The organism is Streptomyces sp. NBC_00078 (genome assembly GCF_026343335.1).
In the GTDB taxonomy this organism is placed as follows: Bacteria; Actinomycetota; Actinomycetes; order Streptomycetales; family Streptomycetaceae; genus Streptomyces.
The window spans coordinates 356,784-370,282 of sequence record NZ_JAPELX010000001.1; the positions used below are offsets into that span (position 1 = coordinate 356,784).

At 72.0% G+C, this 13,499-nt stretch carries 12 protein-coding genes; 10 read left to right on the plus strand and 2 right to left on the minus strand.

Translation table 11 applies throughout. The annotated features are described in order from the left end of the window. Positions 1–160: 160 nt before the first annotated feature. Positions 161–1,015, minus strand: coding sequence for a (2Fe-2S)-binding protein (locus tag OOK07_RS01660; protein ID WP_266794735.1), 855 nt, complete (start codon positions 1,013–1,015; stop codon positions 161–163). Positions 1,016–1,227: 212 nt separating this feature from the next. Here OOK07_RS01660 and OOK07_RS01665 point away from each other — a divergent pair, with 212 nt between their 5' ends. The 9 genes from OOK07_RS01665 (at position 1,228) to OOK07_RS01705 (ending at position 12,347) form a co-directional block, all read left to right on the plus strand. Beyond that, positions 1,228–2,220 carry a FecCD family ABC transporter permease gene (locus OOK07_RS01665; RefSeq protein WP_405673932.1) on the plus strand — a complete coding sequence of 331 codons (993 nt, stop codon included), beginning with the start codon at positions 1,228–1,230 and terminating at the stop codon, positions 2,218–2,220. Continuing rightward, positions 2,217–3,266, plus strand: a complete 1,050-nt coding sequence (locus OOK07_RS01670; RefSeq protein ID WP_266794736.1) for a FecCD family ABC transporter permease — start codon at positions 2,217–2,219, stop codon at positions 3,264–3,266. The genes OOK07_RS01665 and OOK07_RS01670 overlap by 4 nt, the downstream gene beginning before the upstream one ends. A gap of 68 nt (positions 3,267–3,334) precedes the next feature. Then, positions 3,335–4,150, plus strand: coding sequence for an ABC transporter ATP-binding protein (locus OOK07_RS01675; RefSeq protein ID WP_266676151.1), 816 nt, complete (start codon positions 3,335–3,337; stop codon positions 4,148–4,150). A 33-nt stretch (positions 4,151–4,183) separates the two neighbouring features. After that, positions 4,184–5,203: an ABC transporter substrate-binding protein gene (locus OOK07_RS01680; protein WP_266794737.1), complete on the plus strand. Its 1,020-nt coding sequence runs from the start codon at positions 4,184–4,186 to the stop codon at positions 5,201–5,203. Between the two features lie 83 nt (positions 5,204–5,286). After that, on the plus strand, positions 5,287–6,462 hold the full coding sequence (locus tag OOK07_RS01685; protein WP_266794738.1) for an ATP-grasp domain-containing protein: 1,176 nt from the start codon (positions 5,287–5,289) through the stop codon (positions 6,460–6,462). After that, complete coding sequence (locus OOK07_RS01690) at positions 6,459–8,162, plus strand: IucA/IucC family protein (protein WP_266794739.1); 1,704 nt, start codon at positions 6,459–6,461, stop codon at positions 8,160–8,162. The genes OOK07_RS01685 and OOK07_RS01690 overlap by 4 nt, the downstream gene beginning before the upstream one ends. Further along, complete coding sequence (locus tag OOK07_RS01695; RefSeq protein ID WP_266794740.1) at positions 8,159–9,370, plus strand: MFS transporter; 1,212 nt, start codon at positions 8,159–8,161, stop codon at positions 9,368–9,370. Before OOK07_RS01690 ends, OOK07_RS01695 begins: the two co-directional genes overlap by 4 nt. Then, positions 9,370–11,133 carry an IucA/IucC family protein gene (locus OOK07_RS01700; RefSeq protein ID WP_266794741.1) on the plus strand — a complete coding sequence of 588 codons (1,764 nt, stop codon included), beginning with the start codon at positions 9,370–9,372 and terminating at the stop codon, positions 11,131–11,133. The genes OOK07_RS01695 and OOK07_RS01700 overlap by 1 nt, the downstream gene beginning before the upstream one ends. After that, a complete protein-coding gene (locus OOK07_RS01705; protein WP_266794742.1) occupies positions 11,130–12,347 on the plus strand; it encodes a type III PLP-dependent enzyme in 1,218 nt (405 codons plus the stop codon). The genes OOK07_RS01700 and OOK07_RS01705 overlap by 4 nt, the downstream gene beginning before the upstream one ends. A 167-nt stretch (positions 12,348–12,514) precedes the next feature. On the opposite strand, the gene OOK07_RS01710 is transcribed toward OOK07_RS01705, so the two are convergent. After that, on the minus strand, positions 12,515–12,811 hold the full coding sequence (locus OOK07_RS01710; protein ID WP_266676165.1) for a hypothetical protein: 297 nt from the start codon (positions 12,809–12,811) through the stop codon (positions 12,515–12,517). Between the two features lie 172 nt (positions 12,812–12,983). Here OOK07_RS01710 and OOK07_RS01715 point away from each other — a divergent pair, with 172 nt between their 5' ends. After that, positions 12,984–13,349 (plus strand): nuclear transport factor 2 family protein, encoded by a 366-nt coding sequence (locus tag OOK07_RS01715; RefSeq protein ID WP_266676167.1) that lies wholly within the window; start codon positions 12,984–12,986, stop codon positions 13,347–13,349. The last annotated feature ends 150 nt before the right edge of the window (positions 13,350–13,499 follow it).

Genomic DNA, 13,499 nt, shown 5'->3' on the forward strand with positions numbered 1-13,499 from the left:
CCAGGCCCACCGTCACCGCACCGCGCGCTGTCGACAGTCCCAGCTCCGTACCCCTGGCGTGCCCGTAAGCGCGGTCAACCACGGTCAACAGGGGTGCGATCCGACCGGAACAACCATGTCAACACAGCACATCTCCGCAGGTCAGAGGTAGATGGGCCAGTCAAGCGCCATCGCTTCCCAGTCTGCGCAACCGCTCCGCGTCGCCGGTGCGGGGACAGGTCACGCACGACTCGGCGGGCCGGATCGCATAGAACATGCAGCAGCCGGTACGGGTACGGGTGATGTGCCGTCGGCCGTCGACTCCGGCCAGGTCACGGAAGCCGGCGCCGGCCGGGTACGGGGCCATGCCGATCGGCAGCACTTCGGTGGCGGCGCGCACGGCGTCGCCCTCCTGGTCAAGCATCCGGCCCAGGTACCAGATGCCGGACACGAGGTCGTCGGCGACCATGCCCCACATCGACCGTGCCCCGCGTCGTGCGGTGGGGCCGATCGCGGCCAGGAGCGGACGCATGTGATCGGCCATCGCCTTGCGCAGCGCGGCCCGCAGCTGGTCCTCGTGGCGGAGCGTCAGCACGCCGGGCTGCGAGGCGACCAAGTCGCCCGCCAGGCAAGCCAGTTCGGTGCCGGGTGTGATCTCGTACCTGCCTGTGGCGAGGTCCAGCCGGACGTCGTCGAGCCGGATCTGGGGCACGCGCCGCTGGAGATACCAGGCCCCGCCCATCAGCACGCCGAGGTTCCAGGCGTAGGCGTGCAGGGCGCGCGAGGCGGCGACGTCACGGCGGGCAGCGACCTGGTGACGGTCGTGGATACGGGCCGCCTCGGCGTCGACGAAGGCGGCGAGCGCGGCCCGGTCCGAGGCCAGCTCGGCCGCGGTGACCGCTGTCGGGGCCGGTTCGTGGCCCGGCGCCACGACCCGTACCGCCAGCGCTTCGCAGACCTCGCACAGTCTCCGGTAGACACCGCCGAGGGCATGCGTGACGTCACCGGCGGAGTGGGCCTTCAGAGCCACGGACATGGGCGCTCCAGCACAGGAGATTCACAAGACAGCCAGCAAGGTCAGGCTTACCTTACTTCACGCCTGGTGAGTTGGCCTACGGGGGGCATCGGCAGCCCCCGAATCACGAAGCGCCCAGGTCGGGGCCATCTCTGCGGCCGGTTGAAAAGTAAAGGTAGGCTCACCTAAGCTCACGGCTTGTGACCGTGACCCAACGGGCCGCTCCCAACGGCGTGCCCTCCCCTGCCCGCAGACACGTCCCCGTGTTCGTCGCCGGACTTGGCGCCCTCGCGCTCTGTACCGCGCTCAGCCTCGCCCTCGGCGCCCGGTCGGTACCCCTGTCCACGGTCGCCGACGCGCTGTTCGGTCACGCCCACGGCCGGGAGGCGCTCGTGGTCACCGGGCTGCGGCTGCCGCGCACCGTCATCGGCCTCGCGGTCGGCGCGGCGCTCGGGGTCGCGGGCGCCGTGGCCCAGGGCATCACCCGCAACCCGCTCGCGTCGCCGACCACTCTCGGCATCAACGCCGGCGCCGGTTTCGCGGTGGTCGCCGCGATCTTCGCGCTGAAGCTCAACGACCCTGTGCAGTATGTGTGGTTCGCGTTCGCCGGCGCCGCGGGCGCCGCCCTGTTCGCCCAGGCGCTGGCCCGCCGCGCCGGGGACATCGATCCCGTACGGCTCGCGCTCGGCGGCACCGTTCTCCAACTCGTGCTGCTGTCCTGGACGTCGGCGGTGATGCTGATGAACCAGCGCACCCTCGACGAGGCCCGCTTCTGGCTGGCAGGATCCCTGTCCGGCAGGCCCCTCGACGTGCTGTGGCCGGTGCTGCCGGCCGTGCTGCTCGGGCTGGTGGTCGCGCTGGCCGTGTCCCCCGCGCTCAACGCCCTTGCCCTGGGCGACGATTCGGCCCAGGCGCTCGGTGTGCCGGTGGCCCGGATCCGACTGGCCGGCGGCATCGCGGTGGTCCTGCTCGCCGGTTCGGCGGTCGCGGTGGCCGGGCCGGTCGCCTTCGTAGGTCTCGCCGCGCCCCATCTGGTACGCCCCCTCCTCGGCGCCGACCACCGGTTGCTGGTGCCCGGCTGTCTGATCGCCGGACCGGTGCTCCTGCTGTCGGCCGATGTCCTCGGCCGGATGGTGATCCGCCCCTCGGAGCTGGAAGTGGGCATCGTGACGGCGTTCCTGGGCGCGCCCCTGCTGGCACTGCTGGCCCGGAAGGTGGCCCGATGACCGGCACCGTCGCCTTGGTTCGTGCGAGGTCAGGGTCCTTTGTCCGGGTACGTCGCCGTGTCGTGGTGTTCACCGCCTCCTGTCTCGTCGCGCTGTTCGTGCTGCTCACCGTCTCCCTGACGACGGGTGAGATGCGGATGCCCGCGGGCACGGCGCTGCGTGCGCTGGCCGGCCTCGGGGATCCGGGGGACGTGCTGGTGGTGCAGCAGTTCCGGGCACCGAGGACCGTGGCGGCCATCGTCGCCGGTGCGGGGCTGGGCGCGGCGGGCTGTGTGCTGCAACGGCTGTTCCGCAATCCCCTGGCATCCCCGGATGTCATGGGCGTGACAGGCGGGGCGTCGTTGGGCGCGGTCGCGCTCATCGCCGCCGGGGCCTCACAGACGCTGGTCCCGCTCGGAGCCCTCGGCGGAGGCCTGCTCGCGGCCCTGCTGCTGGGCGTGTTCGCCTGGCGGTCCGGGCTCGCCGTCACCCGGCTCGTACTCACCGGGCTGGCCGTGCAGGCGGGACTGGCCGCCGCCGTGAACCTGATGATCGTGCGCTTCCCGGCCGAACTCGCCGGGTCCGCGCTGCAGTGGACCACGGGGTCGGTGTACGGCCGTACGTGGACGGAGGTGTCGGGAGCGGGCGGCGCCATGGTGCTCGCGCTCGCTGTCACCCTCGTACTGCACCGCCGGCTGGCCGTGCTGGACCTCGGGGACGACTCGGCGGGTGCCCTGGGCCTGCGAACCTCGGCCGCCCGTCTTCAACTCCTGTTCGTGGCCGTCGCGTTGGCGTCGCTGGCGGCCGCGGTCGCGGGTCCGGTGACCTTCGTCGCGCTCGCCGTACCGCACATCGTGCGGTTCGTCACCGGTCCGCCCACGGCCGCCTCCCTGGGGCTGGCCGGTCTCACGGGAGCGGTGCTGCTGCTCGCCTCCGACCTCGTGGTCCAGCACCTGCTGCCGATCGAGGGGCTGCCGGTGGGCGCGGTCACCGCCACGCTCGGCGCGCCCTGGCTGCTGGTGCTGATGTTCCGGCAGAGCTCACCCCTCCAGAGGAGCCGGGCATGACCGGCGCCCCGGAGACAGGCCAGGAGCCACGTACGACCGCAGCACAGCAAGCCCGTCAGGAGCCGCACATGACCACCGCCAACCAGCTCTCCACGCGGGGCCTCGATCTGCGCTACGGCGAACGGCTCGTCGTCGGCGGACTCGATCTGACGCTCCCGGGGGGCGCCGTCACCGCGATCGTCGGACCCAACGCCTGCGGAAAGTCGACCCTGTTGCGCGGGCTGAGCCGGCTGCTCGCCCCGGCCGCCGGGACCGTCACCCTGGACGGCGCGGACATCCACCGCATGTCCGCGCGGACGCTCGCCCGCCGGATGGGACTGCTCCCCCAGCAGCCGGTCACGCCCGAGGCGATCACCGTCGAGGCGCTCGTACGCCTGGGCCGGTATCCGCACCAGCGACTGCTGAGCCCCTGGTCCGCTGCGGACCAGCGGGCGGTGGACGAGGCGCTGGAGCGCACCGGCACCACGTCCCTGCGCGACCAGAGCGTCGACCAGCTCTCCGGCGGCCAGCGCCAACGCGCCTGGATCGCACTGGCGTTGGCCCAGGACACCGAACTGCTCCTGCTCGACGAACCGACCACCTTCCTCGACCTGCGGCACCAGATCGACGTCCTCGACCTGGTCGCCGCCCTGCACGCCGAGGCGGGCCGCACCGTGGTGATGGTGCTGCACGACCTCGGACAGGCCGCCCGCTACGCGGACCACATGGTGGTCCTCAACGACGGCCGCCTCGCCGCCGCAGGCGCCCCGGCTGACGTCCTGGACGCGGACCTGGTCAGGTCCGTGTTCGACGTGGACTGCCGGGTGATCCCCGACCCGGAGACCGGCACACCGCTGGTCGTACCGAAGAGCAGCGCGGTGCGGCACCCCGCCGTGTCCGCCTGACCCGTAAGCACCTACCAGAAAGACCGGCCCCCCATGTTCCAGCGCTCTCCCCTGCACGGAATCGGCAGACTCCTCGCCGTGCTGCTCTCCGTCGTGCTCGGTACGGCCGTACTGGCCGCCTGCGGCAGCGAGAAGACCGACGGTGGCGGCTCCGCCAAGTCCTCCGGCTCGGCGTCGGCCGGCTTCCCGCGCACCCTCAAGACCGTGATGGGCAACGTCGAGATCCCGTCCAAGCCGAAGCGGGTCGTGGTCCTCGACACCGGTGAACTGGACGACGTCACCCTGCTCGGCATCGACCCGGTCGGCGCGGTCGCCCCGCACTTCAAGACCGAGGGCGGCTTCCCGACGTACCTCAAGGGCGAGTTGAGCGGCACCGCCGACGTCGGACCGCTCCTGGAGCCCAACCTGGAGAAGATCGCCTCCCTCAAGCCCGATCTGATCCTGTCGTCGAAGGTCCGGCACGAGAAGATCTACGACAAGCTCAGCGCGATCGCCCCGACCGTCTTCACCCAGACCACCGGCGGGGTCTGGAAGCAGAACCTGAAGGTGCACGCCGAGGCGCTGGGCCTGGAGAAGGAGGCCGCGGCGAAGGTCGAGGAGTACGAGACGCGGGCCAAGGCGCTGGGTGAGGCCATCCGGAAGAAGGACGGCGGCACGATGCCGACCGCGTCCGTGGTCCGCTTCATCGCCGGTCCGACGCGCCTCTACCAGTCCAACTCCTACAGCGGTGTCGTCCTGAACGACATCGGCCTCAAGCGGCCCAAGTCGCAGGTGTCGAACGACCCCGACGTCACCATGAAGGACGTCAGCCCCGAGGAGATCGACCGGGCCGACGCCGATCTGATCTTCGTCACCTCCGCCGACGCAGACGACAAGACTCAGAAGAGCCAGGTCACCTCCAACCCGGTCTGGAAGGCCCTCCCGGCCGTCAGGGACGGCAGCGTCCACGAGGTCCCGGACGAGACCTGGATGTCCGGCATCGGCGTCCAGGCCGCCGAACAGGTGCTCAAGGACGTGGCGAAAGCCACCGGCGTGGACCTCCCGAAGAAGTAACTCCCGTTCCCCGGGGGCGGACCGCGCCGTCTGCCCGGTCCGCCCCCAACCCCCCACCTGCCAAAGGGAGTTGCCTGCACACCGTGCGCATCTACCTGCTTGCCCTCAATCCGACCGACTCCGTCTCCGAGGGCTTCCTGCCCGCCGCCGCCCGGCTGGGCCTGGATGTCACCGTCCTCACCGACCAGCCCGCCGCCCATCGCCGTACCCACCCGGACATCGAGGTCCTGGAGTGCGACGTCCGCGACCACCGGGCGGTCGTCACCCGGATCTCCACGCACCACCGCCCCGACGCCGTCTTCACCAACAGCGACCACCTCCAGACCCAGGCAGCCCTGGCCGCCGCCTACTTCGGGCTCCCCGGCAAGGACTGGCGGGCCACGCTGCGCACCAAGGACAAGGCGGAGATGCGGCGCCGGCTCGCCGCCGCCGGTGTGGACACCGTGTGGTCGGCCGAGGTCACGGAGCCCGTGGCGCCCGCGGGCGCACCGTACCCGTGTGTCCTCAAGCCGCGCGAGGGCGTGGCCAGCGAGGACGTCGTCCTGGTCGACGATCCGGAACAACTCGTCACTCAGGCCAAGGAGATCCTGGGCCGTCGGCCCGGTGCCGTCCTGGTCGTCGAGGAGTACCTCCCCGGCGAGCTGTACACCCTGGAGACGCTGGGCGACGGGCAGGTCCGCCATGTGCTGGGCGGCTTCCACACCGAGTTGTCGGACCCGCCGTACTTCATCGAGGAACGCCTCACCTTCGTCCCGGCCCACCCGGAGCCCGTCGTGGCCCAGGTGCTCGCCCAGCTGGACGCGCTGGGCGTCGGGTTCGGCGCCTGTCACACCGAGTTCGTGGTGCATGAGGGACGCGCCAGGATCATCGAGGTCAACTACCGTGCCATCGGCGACCAGTGCGATCTGCTGCTCGCCCGGCTGCTGGAGATACCGCTCTTCGAGCTCGTGCTGCGCACCCACCTGGGCGAGCAGCTCCCCGCCGACCTGGGAGCCCGCCGCGACGGCGCCGCGCGTCTGGAGTACCCGTGCGCCGACCGCGCCGGCGCTCTTGTCCAAGCCCCCGCCGCCGGTGAACTGACCGTCGACGGCGTTCATCTGACGTACCGTCCGCTGCGCGCGGTGGGCGAGCGACACGAGCTTTACCGCACCAACCGCGACTACCTGGGCGTGCTGCGGGCCGTCGGCACCGACCAGCGGACGGTGGACAGGGTGTCGGCGGAATTCCTGGCCGCCCGGAGCTGGGAGATCCAGTCGTGAGCGCGCCGACCGCGACGGACACCTGCGAGACGCAGCTGCTCACCCGCGTTCTCGGCGCCCTCCTGCGCGAGGACGTGGTCGGGCTGCGCAGCCGCAGCGCCCTCGTGCACCGGCCGGACGGCGACTGGCTGCGGCTGCCGGCCGCCGGTGACGCCCTGCTGCTGCCGGTCGCCGGGGACGGCTACCAGGGCGAGTACCGGGCCCGGTTGCCCCTGCTGGCACGCGAGTCGGACGCCTCCGAGCTGACCTCCCACGAGGCCGTGCTCGGCGCGCTGCGCGATCTCGCCGAGCCCGAGGACCGCGACGGCTTCGACGCGTTCGCCGAGGAGTGCCGTCAGACACTGGACACGATGCGGCTGCACGCCCGCACGCGGGACGGCGTCATGCGGCGGCTGACCGACCGGCACGGGCACGATCCGGCCGGGTGGCCGGACCTCGCGTACGACACTCTCGCCGCCCGCCTCGACCATCCCGTCTACCCGACGGCACGCGGCCGCTCGGGGCTCACCGAGGCTCAACTGCAGGCGTACGCACCGGAGTTCCACCCCCGTTTCACGCTGCGCTGGCTCGCCGTGCCGCGTGCCGCGGTGACTGTGACCGGCCCGCTCCCCGAGCTGTGGCCCACGCCCGCGCTGCTCGGACTGCCCGAGGTCGAGCACACCCATATGGCGTTGCCCGTCCACCCGTTGACCGTGGGAGCGCCGCTGGACGAGGCCCTGCGGACCACGGGCCTCGCGGGCAGCGCGCTGCTCGCCGAGCGCGCCCACCTCGAAGTCGTGCCCACGCTGTCGATGCGCACCGTGGCGGTGGCCGCGGATCCTTCGCTGCACCTCAAACTCCCCCTGGCCACCGCCACGTTGGGTCTGCGCAACAAGCGCTCCATCAAGCCCGGCACCCTCGTCGACGGCGCGGCGGGGCAGCGGCTGCTGGAGGCGGTGATCGCGCGCGAGCCCCGCTTCCGGGACACGATCCTGCACGCCGACGAGACCACGTACGCGCATGCCGGGCACGAGCTGCTGGCCGTCCTGTGCCGCCGTCACCCGGCCGCACTCCGGGACTCCGTCGTCGTCCCGCTGGCCGCGCTTCTCGCCGAGGCGCCGGGCGGGCGCCTGGTCCTCGACCTGCTGGCCGACCGCTTCCACGGCGGCGATCCACTGGCCCTGCTGGACGCCTTCCTGACGCTGCTGTTCGACTGGCAGACGACTCTGTTCGGCTACGGCATCGCGCTTGAGTCGCATCAGCAGAACGTCTCACTGGTGCTGGGGCAGGGCACCCTGCGGTTGCTGTTCAAGGACAACGACGGGCCCCGCGTCAACCCCTCACGGCTGGCCGCCAAGCTGCCCGGGCCGTGGGGTTTCGACGATCCTCGCACGTTCAGCGCCGGGGACGGACCGGTCGCGGACCTGTTCACCACCATCACGGTCCATCTGTGCGCGGGGGCCTACGCGTTCGGCCTCGCCCGGCACCGGGACGAGCTGTTGGGTCTCGTACGCGACCGGCTCTCCCGGGCCGTCGGCCGGCTGGGCGGTGACGCGGGAGCGGTCCTGCGCGAGCGTGTCCTCGATGCACCACGGTTGCCGGTCAAGGCGATGGTCACGGCCGGAACGCTGCTCTCCAAGGAGCGTTCGGGCGCCACGGACGTCAACAAGCACTACACGACCGGCCCCAACTACCTGCTGCCCACCGGGGGCACGGCATGAGCGCCGAAGTCCTGCGGATGCCGGACCGGGCGTTCAGCCGGGCGCATGTGCACGCGGTGGCCGGTTGCTACTTCGTGGCGTCCTTCGCGGCGCTCGGGCTGCCGCCGTATCTCACCGAGATCCTGCCGGAGCTGGGCGACCCGGGAGCCCGCTGGGCGGGGGTGCTGTACGTCGTGCCGACCGTGTTCGGTGCGCTCGGCGCCCCGCTGTGGGGACGGCTCGCCGACCGTCACGGCCGAAAGCGGCTGCTGCTGCGCGCCCAGTTGGGGCTCGCCGTGGCCTTTCTGCTCGCGGGCTGGGCGGACTCCCTGGCCACGTTCACCGTGGCACTCGTCCTGCAGGGCATCCTGGGCGGCACCTTCGCCGCGTCCAACGGGTACCTGGGCGCCGCCCTGGAGGGGCCCGCCCTGTCCAGGGCGCTCACCCTGATGCAGGGCAGCGCCCGAGCCGCGCTGGTCGTGGCGCCGATCGTGATCGGTTCACTGTCGGGCTGGCTGTCGCCTCACCGCCAGTACGCCCTGCTCGCGGTACTGCCGCTGACGGCCGCCCTGTTGCTGGCGGCCCTGCCCGAACCGGAGCGTGCCGCACCGGAGTCGGAGCGAGTCGTCGAGACCACCTGCGCCGGCGAGACGCCGGTGATCTCCCTCAGGGCCCTGTACGCCCTGGAGTTCGCCTTCGTCTTCTCCACCGTCATCTCCTTCCCCTATCTGATCGCGCTGGTCGACGACCGTCTCCCGGGCACCTCCCCGACCCTCTCCGGCGTGCTGTTCGCCCTGCCACACCTGTGCTATCTGGTGTCGGCGCTGCCCGTGCACTCCGCGTTCCGCGACCGGCCCCGGGCCGGGATCGCGCTCGGGTTCACCTGCATCGCGCTCGGTCTCGCGGGGCACGGGCTCGCCGGTTCCCTGGCGACGCTGGTCGCCGTCCGGCTGCTGCTGGGCGCGGGCCTCACCCTCGGCCTGGTGTGTCTGTCGGTCCTGGCCGCCGACTGCGCCAAAGGACGCTCACCGGGCGGGATGTTCGGCTCACTGGAGTTCTTCTCCAAGGCCGGCGCGGTCGCCGCCGGCCTGGCCGCCGCGGCGGGCAGCGCCCGCTTCGGCCCGGCCGCACCCGTACTGACGGGCAGCGCGGCCGCCGCCGTCACCGTCGTCGCCACCGTGATGACCTCGTCCTTCCCCCCGCTGAACCGCACTCGCAGGAGCCGCTGATGCCCTCGCTGAGCCTCCCCCGGACCTCGTCCGGGGGGACCCCCGTCTCGCTTCGCCCGCCCGGCAGCGGGGCCGTACTCCCTTCCGCCGACGACGCCGTGGCCCACACGCTCCTCAACTGCCTGCTGCGCGAGGTCTCCGGACCCGAGCACCAGTCGGTCGTCGCCGATGGGCACCTCCTGCTGCGACTGCCGCGCCGCGGAGTGCTGCTGCGCATCGCCCTGCGCCGCACCTCGCTGCTCGGCGCACACCGGTTCACCGGCCCCGTGAGCGAACAGGGCGACGGCGGTTGGTCGGAGGTGGACTGGCGGCGCCTGGCCGAGTACACGCACGACGAGCTGTCGCTGCGCACGGGCGTGCGCAACGAGGAGTTCCTCGACCAGATCGCCTCCAGCCACGGCGCCGTCTCCACGTCGCTCGCCGCCCCGCGCTCCGCCCGCCTCCCGGAGGACCGTCTCTCGGCCTACCTGTCCTCCGAGCAGTCGCTGCTTTTCGGGCACCGCTTCCACCCGACGCCCAAGGCCCGCACCGGCGACCCGGGCGCCTGGGCCGCGTACGCGCCGGAGGTCGGCGCCTCCTTCCCGCTACGGCACCTCGCCGTCCGCGCCCACCTGATCGCCGAGGAGTTCGCGGACCCGTCGGCGACGGCCCTGCTGGACGGGCTGCGCACGGACGTGCCGCAGGGATACCGGCTGCTGCCCGCCCACCCCTGGCAGTACGAGACGCTCCGGGCGCATCCGGCTCTGGGCGCCGCGCTCGACCGCGGCGACATCCTCGACCTCGGCCCGGGCGGACGCCCCTTCGCCGCCACCGCGTCGGTGCGGACCCTGTACGACGGGGAGACCTTCCTCAAGTTCAGCCTGAACGTCCGGATCACCAACTGCCTGCGCAAGAACAGCAGTTACGAGCTGGCCGGGGCCGTGGCACTCACCGGCGTACTGGGTCCGGCACTCGCCGACCTGGCCGACCGTTTCCCCGGCAGCGCCGTGCTACGCGAGCCGGCCTACCGCACGCTCGCCCTGCCCGGCCCGGACGGCTCCGCCGACCGCGAGCTGTTCGAGGGCTTCGGCGTCATCGTCCGCGAGGGCCTGCCGCGCCGTCTCGCGCCGGGCACGGTCCCCCTGCTCGCGGCGGCCGTCGCCGACGAGTACCCGACCGGTCCCGCACACATCTCCCGCCTGCTCGACGGGGCGGACGTACGGACGACCCTCGCCTGGTGGTCGGCCTACCTCGACCTGCTCGTCCCTCCCGTCCTGGCCGCCTACTTCGACCACGGCCTGGTCTTCGAGCCCCATCTGCAGAACGTCCTGATCTGTGTCGGCGCCGACGGGATGCCCGCCCAGGTCCTCTTCCGGGACCTGGAGGGCACCAAGCTGGTCCCCGAACACCACGCCGACACCCTGGCCGCGCTGCCGCCCGAGGTCGCAGGCCCGATGACGTACGACGCGCAGCGCGGCTGGGACCGGGTCGTGTACTGCCTGCTCGTCAACCACGTCGCCGAGCTGCTCGCCGCCCTCGCCGACCTGCACCCGCAGGCGGAGGCGGCCCTGTGGGCCCGGGTGCGAGCCACGCTCCAGACGTACTCCGACCGCTACGGCTGCCCGCCCCGCCTCGCCGCCCTGCTCGCCGGGGTGCCCCTGCCCGCCAAGACCAACCTGCTCACCCGCTGGGAACGCAAGGCGGACCGGGACGCCGGCTACGTGCGGCTGCCCTCCCCGCTCGCCGAGGACGTCCTGCGCGACACGACCGGGAGCACCCGATGACCGGCCCGACCCCCGCGGTCCACGACCGCGTCCGGTCTCTCTCCTCGGCCGAACTGCCCGCATACGTCTATGACTTGGCGGCGCTGCGCACGCATGCCGCCACCGTCCGGGCCGCGCTTCCCGATCGGGTCGAGGTGTACTACGCCGCCAAGGCCAACCCTGAGCCGGAGATCCTGGGCACGCTGGGCCCGTACGTCGACGGGTACGAGGTCTCCTCGGGCGGTGAGCTCGCCCACGTGGCCGAGGCGGTGCCGGGCCGCGCTCTTGCCTTCGGCGGTCCCGGCAAGACGCCGGACGAGGTGACGGCCGCGTTGGAGCTGGGCGTTGACCGTTTCCATGTGGAGAGCGAGTACGAGCTGCGCATGCTGGGCGAGTTGGCGCAGAGGTGTGCGCCGGGGCGGCGGGTCGCGGTGCTGCCTCGGGTCAACCTGCCGGTGCCGGAGGGGTCGCTGGCGGGAAGTTCGCTGGCGATGGGAGGTCGTCCGACGCCGTTCGGGCTGGATCCGGGGAGGGCCGTGGACGTCGTCCGGGCGCTGACCGACGGCACGTATCCGCACCTCGAACTGCGGGGCGTGCACGCCCACTTGGCCAGTGGACTGGAGGCGTCCGAGCAGCTGGCCGTGGCCGGGGCGGTCGTGGACTGGGCCATGAGTCTCGGTGCTCCGCTCGCCGAGGTGAACGTCGGTGGCGGTATGACCGTCGACTACACCGAGCCGGAGCGCCGCTTCGACTGGACCGCGTACGGCAGCGGGCTGGCCCGTCTCACCGAGGCACACCCCGGACTGACCCTGCGCATCGAGCCGGGGCGGGCGTTGACGGCGTACTGCGGCTGGTACGCCACCGAGGTGCTGGACGTGAAGCGCAGTCACGGCGAGGAGTTCGCCGTCGTACGGGGCGGCACCCATCATCTGCGGACCCCGGCGACGAAGGGGCACGATCAGCCCTGCACCGTGCTGGCGTCGGAGAACTGGCCGCATCCGTGGCCGCGTCCGGCCGCCGGGAGCGAGCGGGTCACCCTGGCAGGGCAGCTGTGCACACCCAAGGACGTACTGGCCCGCCAGGTGCCCGCGCCCGGACTCAGGGCCGGTGACCGGGTGGTGTTCTCGCTGGCGGGCGCTTACGCGTGGAACATCTCTCACCACGACTTCCTGATGCACCCCCGGCCCGGATTCCACTTCCTCGACGCCGCATCCGGCGCTCCCACGGCGGAGTGAGCGCGGTCCGTCGGCGGCGGGCACGTCCCTTTCGGCGATGCTTGCCCCACCACGTGACATCTGATTCGCGATCCTCGGCGGGACGGCGATCAGCCTGCGGCAGAGTCAAGGGCCGCCCGGTGTTCCGGGCGGCCCTGGACTGGTGCGTGCGATGCGGCGTCGGTCTGCTAGAGGGCCTCGGGCAGCCCGGTCCCCGCGGCTCCCATGTGGGCGACCCGGTCCAGCTGCCCGAGGTTGTTGAGCCGGTTCAGCTGCTGCAGCTGCTGGGAGGGGCGCGGAACCTCGGCCCTGCGGTCCGCCGGGATGCCGGTCGCGGCGAGGGAGTCGATCGTGCTGATCGGGTTGAGCTCGCTCCCGTCCCGGTTCTGGATGGTCGAGTCGGACGCGCTGGCAAGGGGCGCCGCAAGGGCGGTGATGCCGGCGGCGAGACCAACCGCGGCAACGATACGTCGTGTTGAGATCATGCTTTTCACAACGTCACGGGGCCTCCGGCGGACACGGGCACAGTGCGCCGCTCACCCATCAGGGGCAGCGCTCCTGCTGCGCTTGCCGAGGCTGCCCTGGCGGAGGAGTCTCGGATGAGAGGCCCTCCGCGGCCCACTCCTCGTCGGGTCGCGGCCCTCGAAGGAGGTCATCATGGGCACCGCGGCAACCCCTGCCTTCAACGCCGACACCCTGCGCCGGGGCGTCGAGGGACACACGGCGGCAGATCTTCTGTCGCTCTACGCGGACGACGCGCAAGTGCGCATCGTCGACCGCAACACCCAACCCAGCAAGCCCAAGGTCCTGCACGGTCGCGGCGAGATCGGCGCGCTGTTCGAGGACATCTACAGCCGTGACATGACGCACAAGGTGGATCACTGCATCATCCAGGGCGACCATGCCGCCTACACCCAGTCCTGCGAGTACTCGGACGGTACACGCGTCCTGGCCGAGTCGATGATCACGTTGCGCGACGGAAAGATCACCGAAGAGATCCTGATCCAGGCATGGGACGAGTAGGAGGCAGAACCGCGAGGGTCCAGGTCACCACCCGGTTGACCTGGACCTTCTCGGCCCGTGCGGCGCTGGGGCGGGTGCGTCCTGCCCGGCCTCGGCGGCCGCTGCCAGTTTCCGCGGTAGGTCTGCCGGTGTCCGTTGCTCTGCTGCGCT

Coding starts and splice junctions, on each gene's coding strand:
- OOK07_RS01660 (WP_266794735.1), bottom strand. CDS start 1,015: ATGTCCGTGGCTCTGAAGGCCCACTCCGCCGGTGACGTCACGCATGCC.
- OOK07_RS01670 (WP_266794736.1), top strand. CDS start 2,217: ATGACCGGCACCGTCGCCTTGGTTCGTGCGAGGTCAGGGTCCTTTGTC.
- OOK07_RS01675 (WP_266676151.1), top strand. CDS start 3,335: ATGACCACCGCCAACCAGCTCTCCACGCGGGGCCTCGATCTGCGCTAC.
- OOK07_RS01680 (WP_266794737.1), top strand. CDS start 4,184: ATGTTCCAGCGCTCTCCCCTGCACGGAATCGGCAGACTCCTCGCCGTG.
- OOK07_RS01695 (WP_266794740.1), top strand. CDS start 8,159: ATGAGCGCCGAAGTCCTGCGGATGCCGGACCGGGCGTTCAGCCGGGCG.
- OOK07_RS01700 (WP_266794741.1), top strand. CDS start 9,370: ATGCCCTCGCTGAGCCTCCCCCGGACCTCGTCCGGGGGGACCCCCGTC.
- OOK07_RS01705 (WP_266794742.1), top strand. CDS start 11,130: ATGACCGGCCCGACCCCCGCGGTCCACGACCGCGTCCGGTCTCTCTCC.
- OOK07_RS01710 (WP_266676165.1), bottom strand. CDS start 12,811: ATGATCTCAACACGACGTATCGTTGCCGCGGTTGGTCTCGCCGCCGGC.
- OOK07_RS01715 (WP_266676167.1), top strand. CDS start 12,984: ATGGGCACCGCGGCAACCCCTGCCTTCAACGCCGACACCCTGCGCCGG.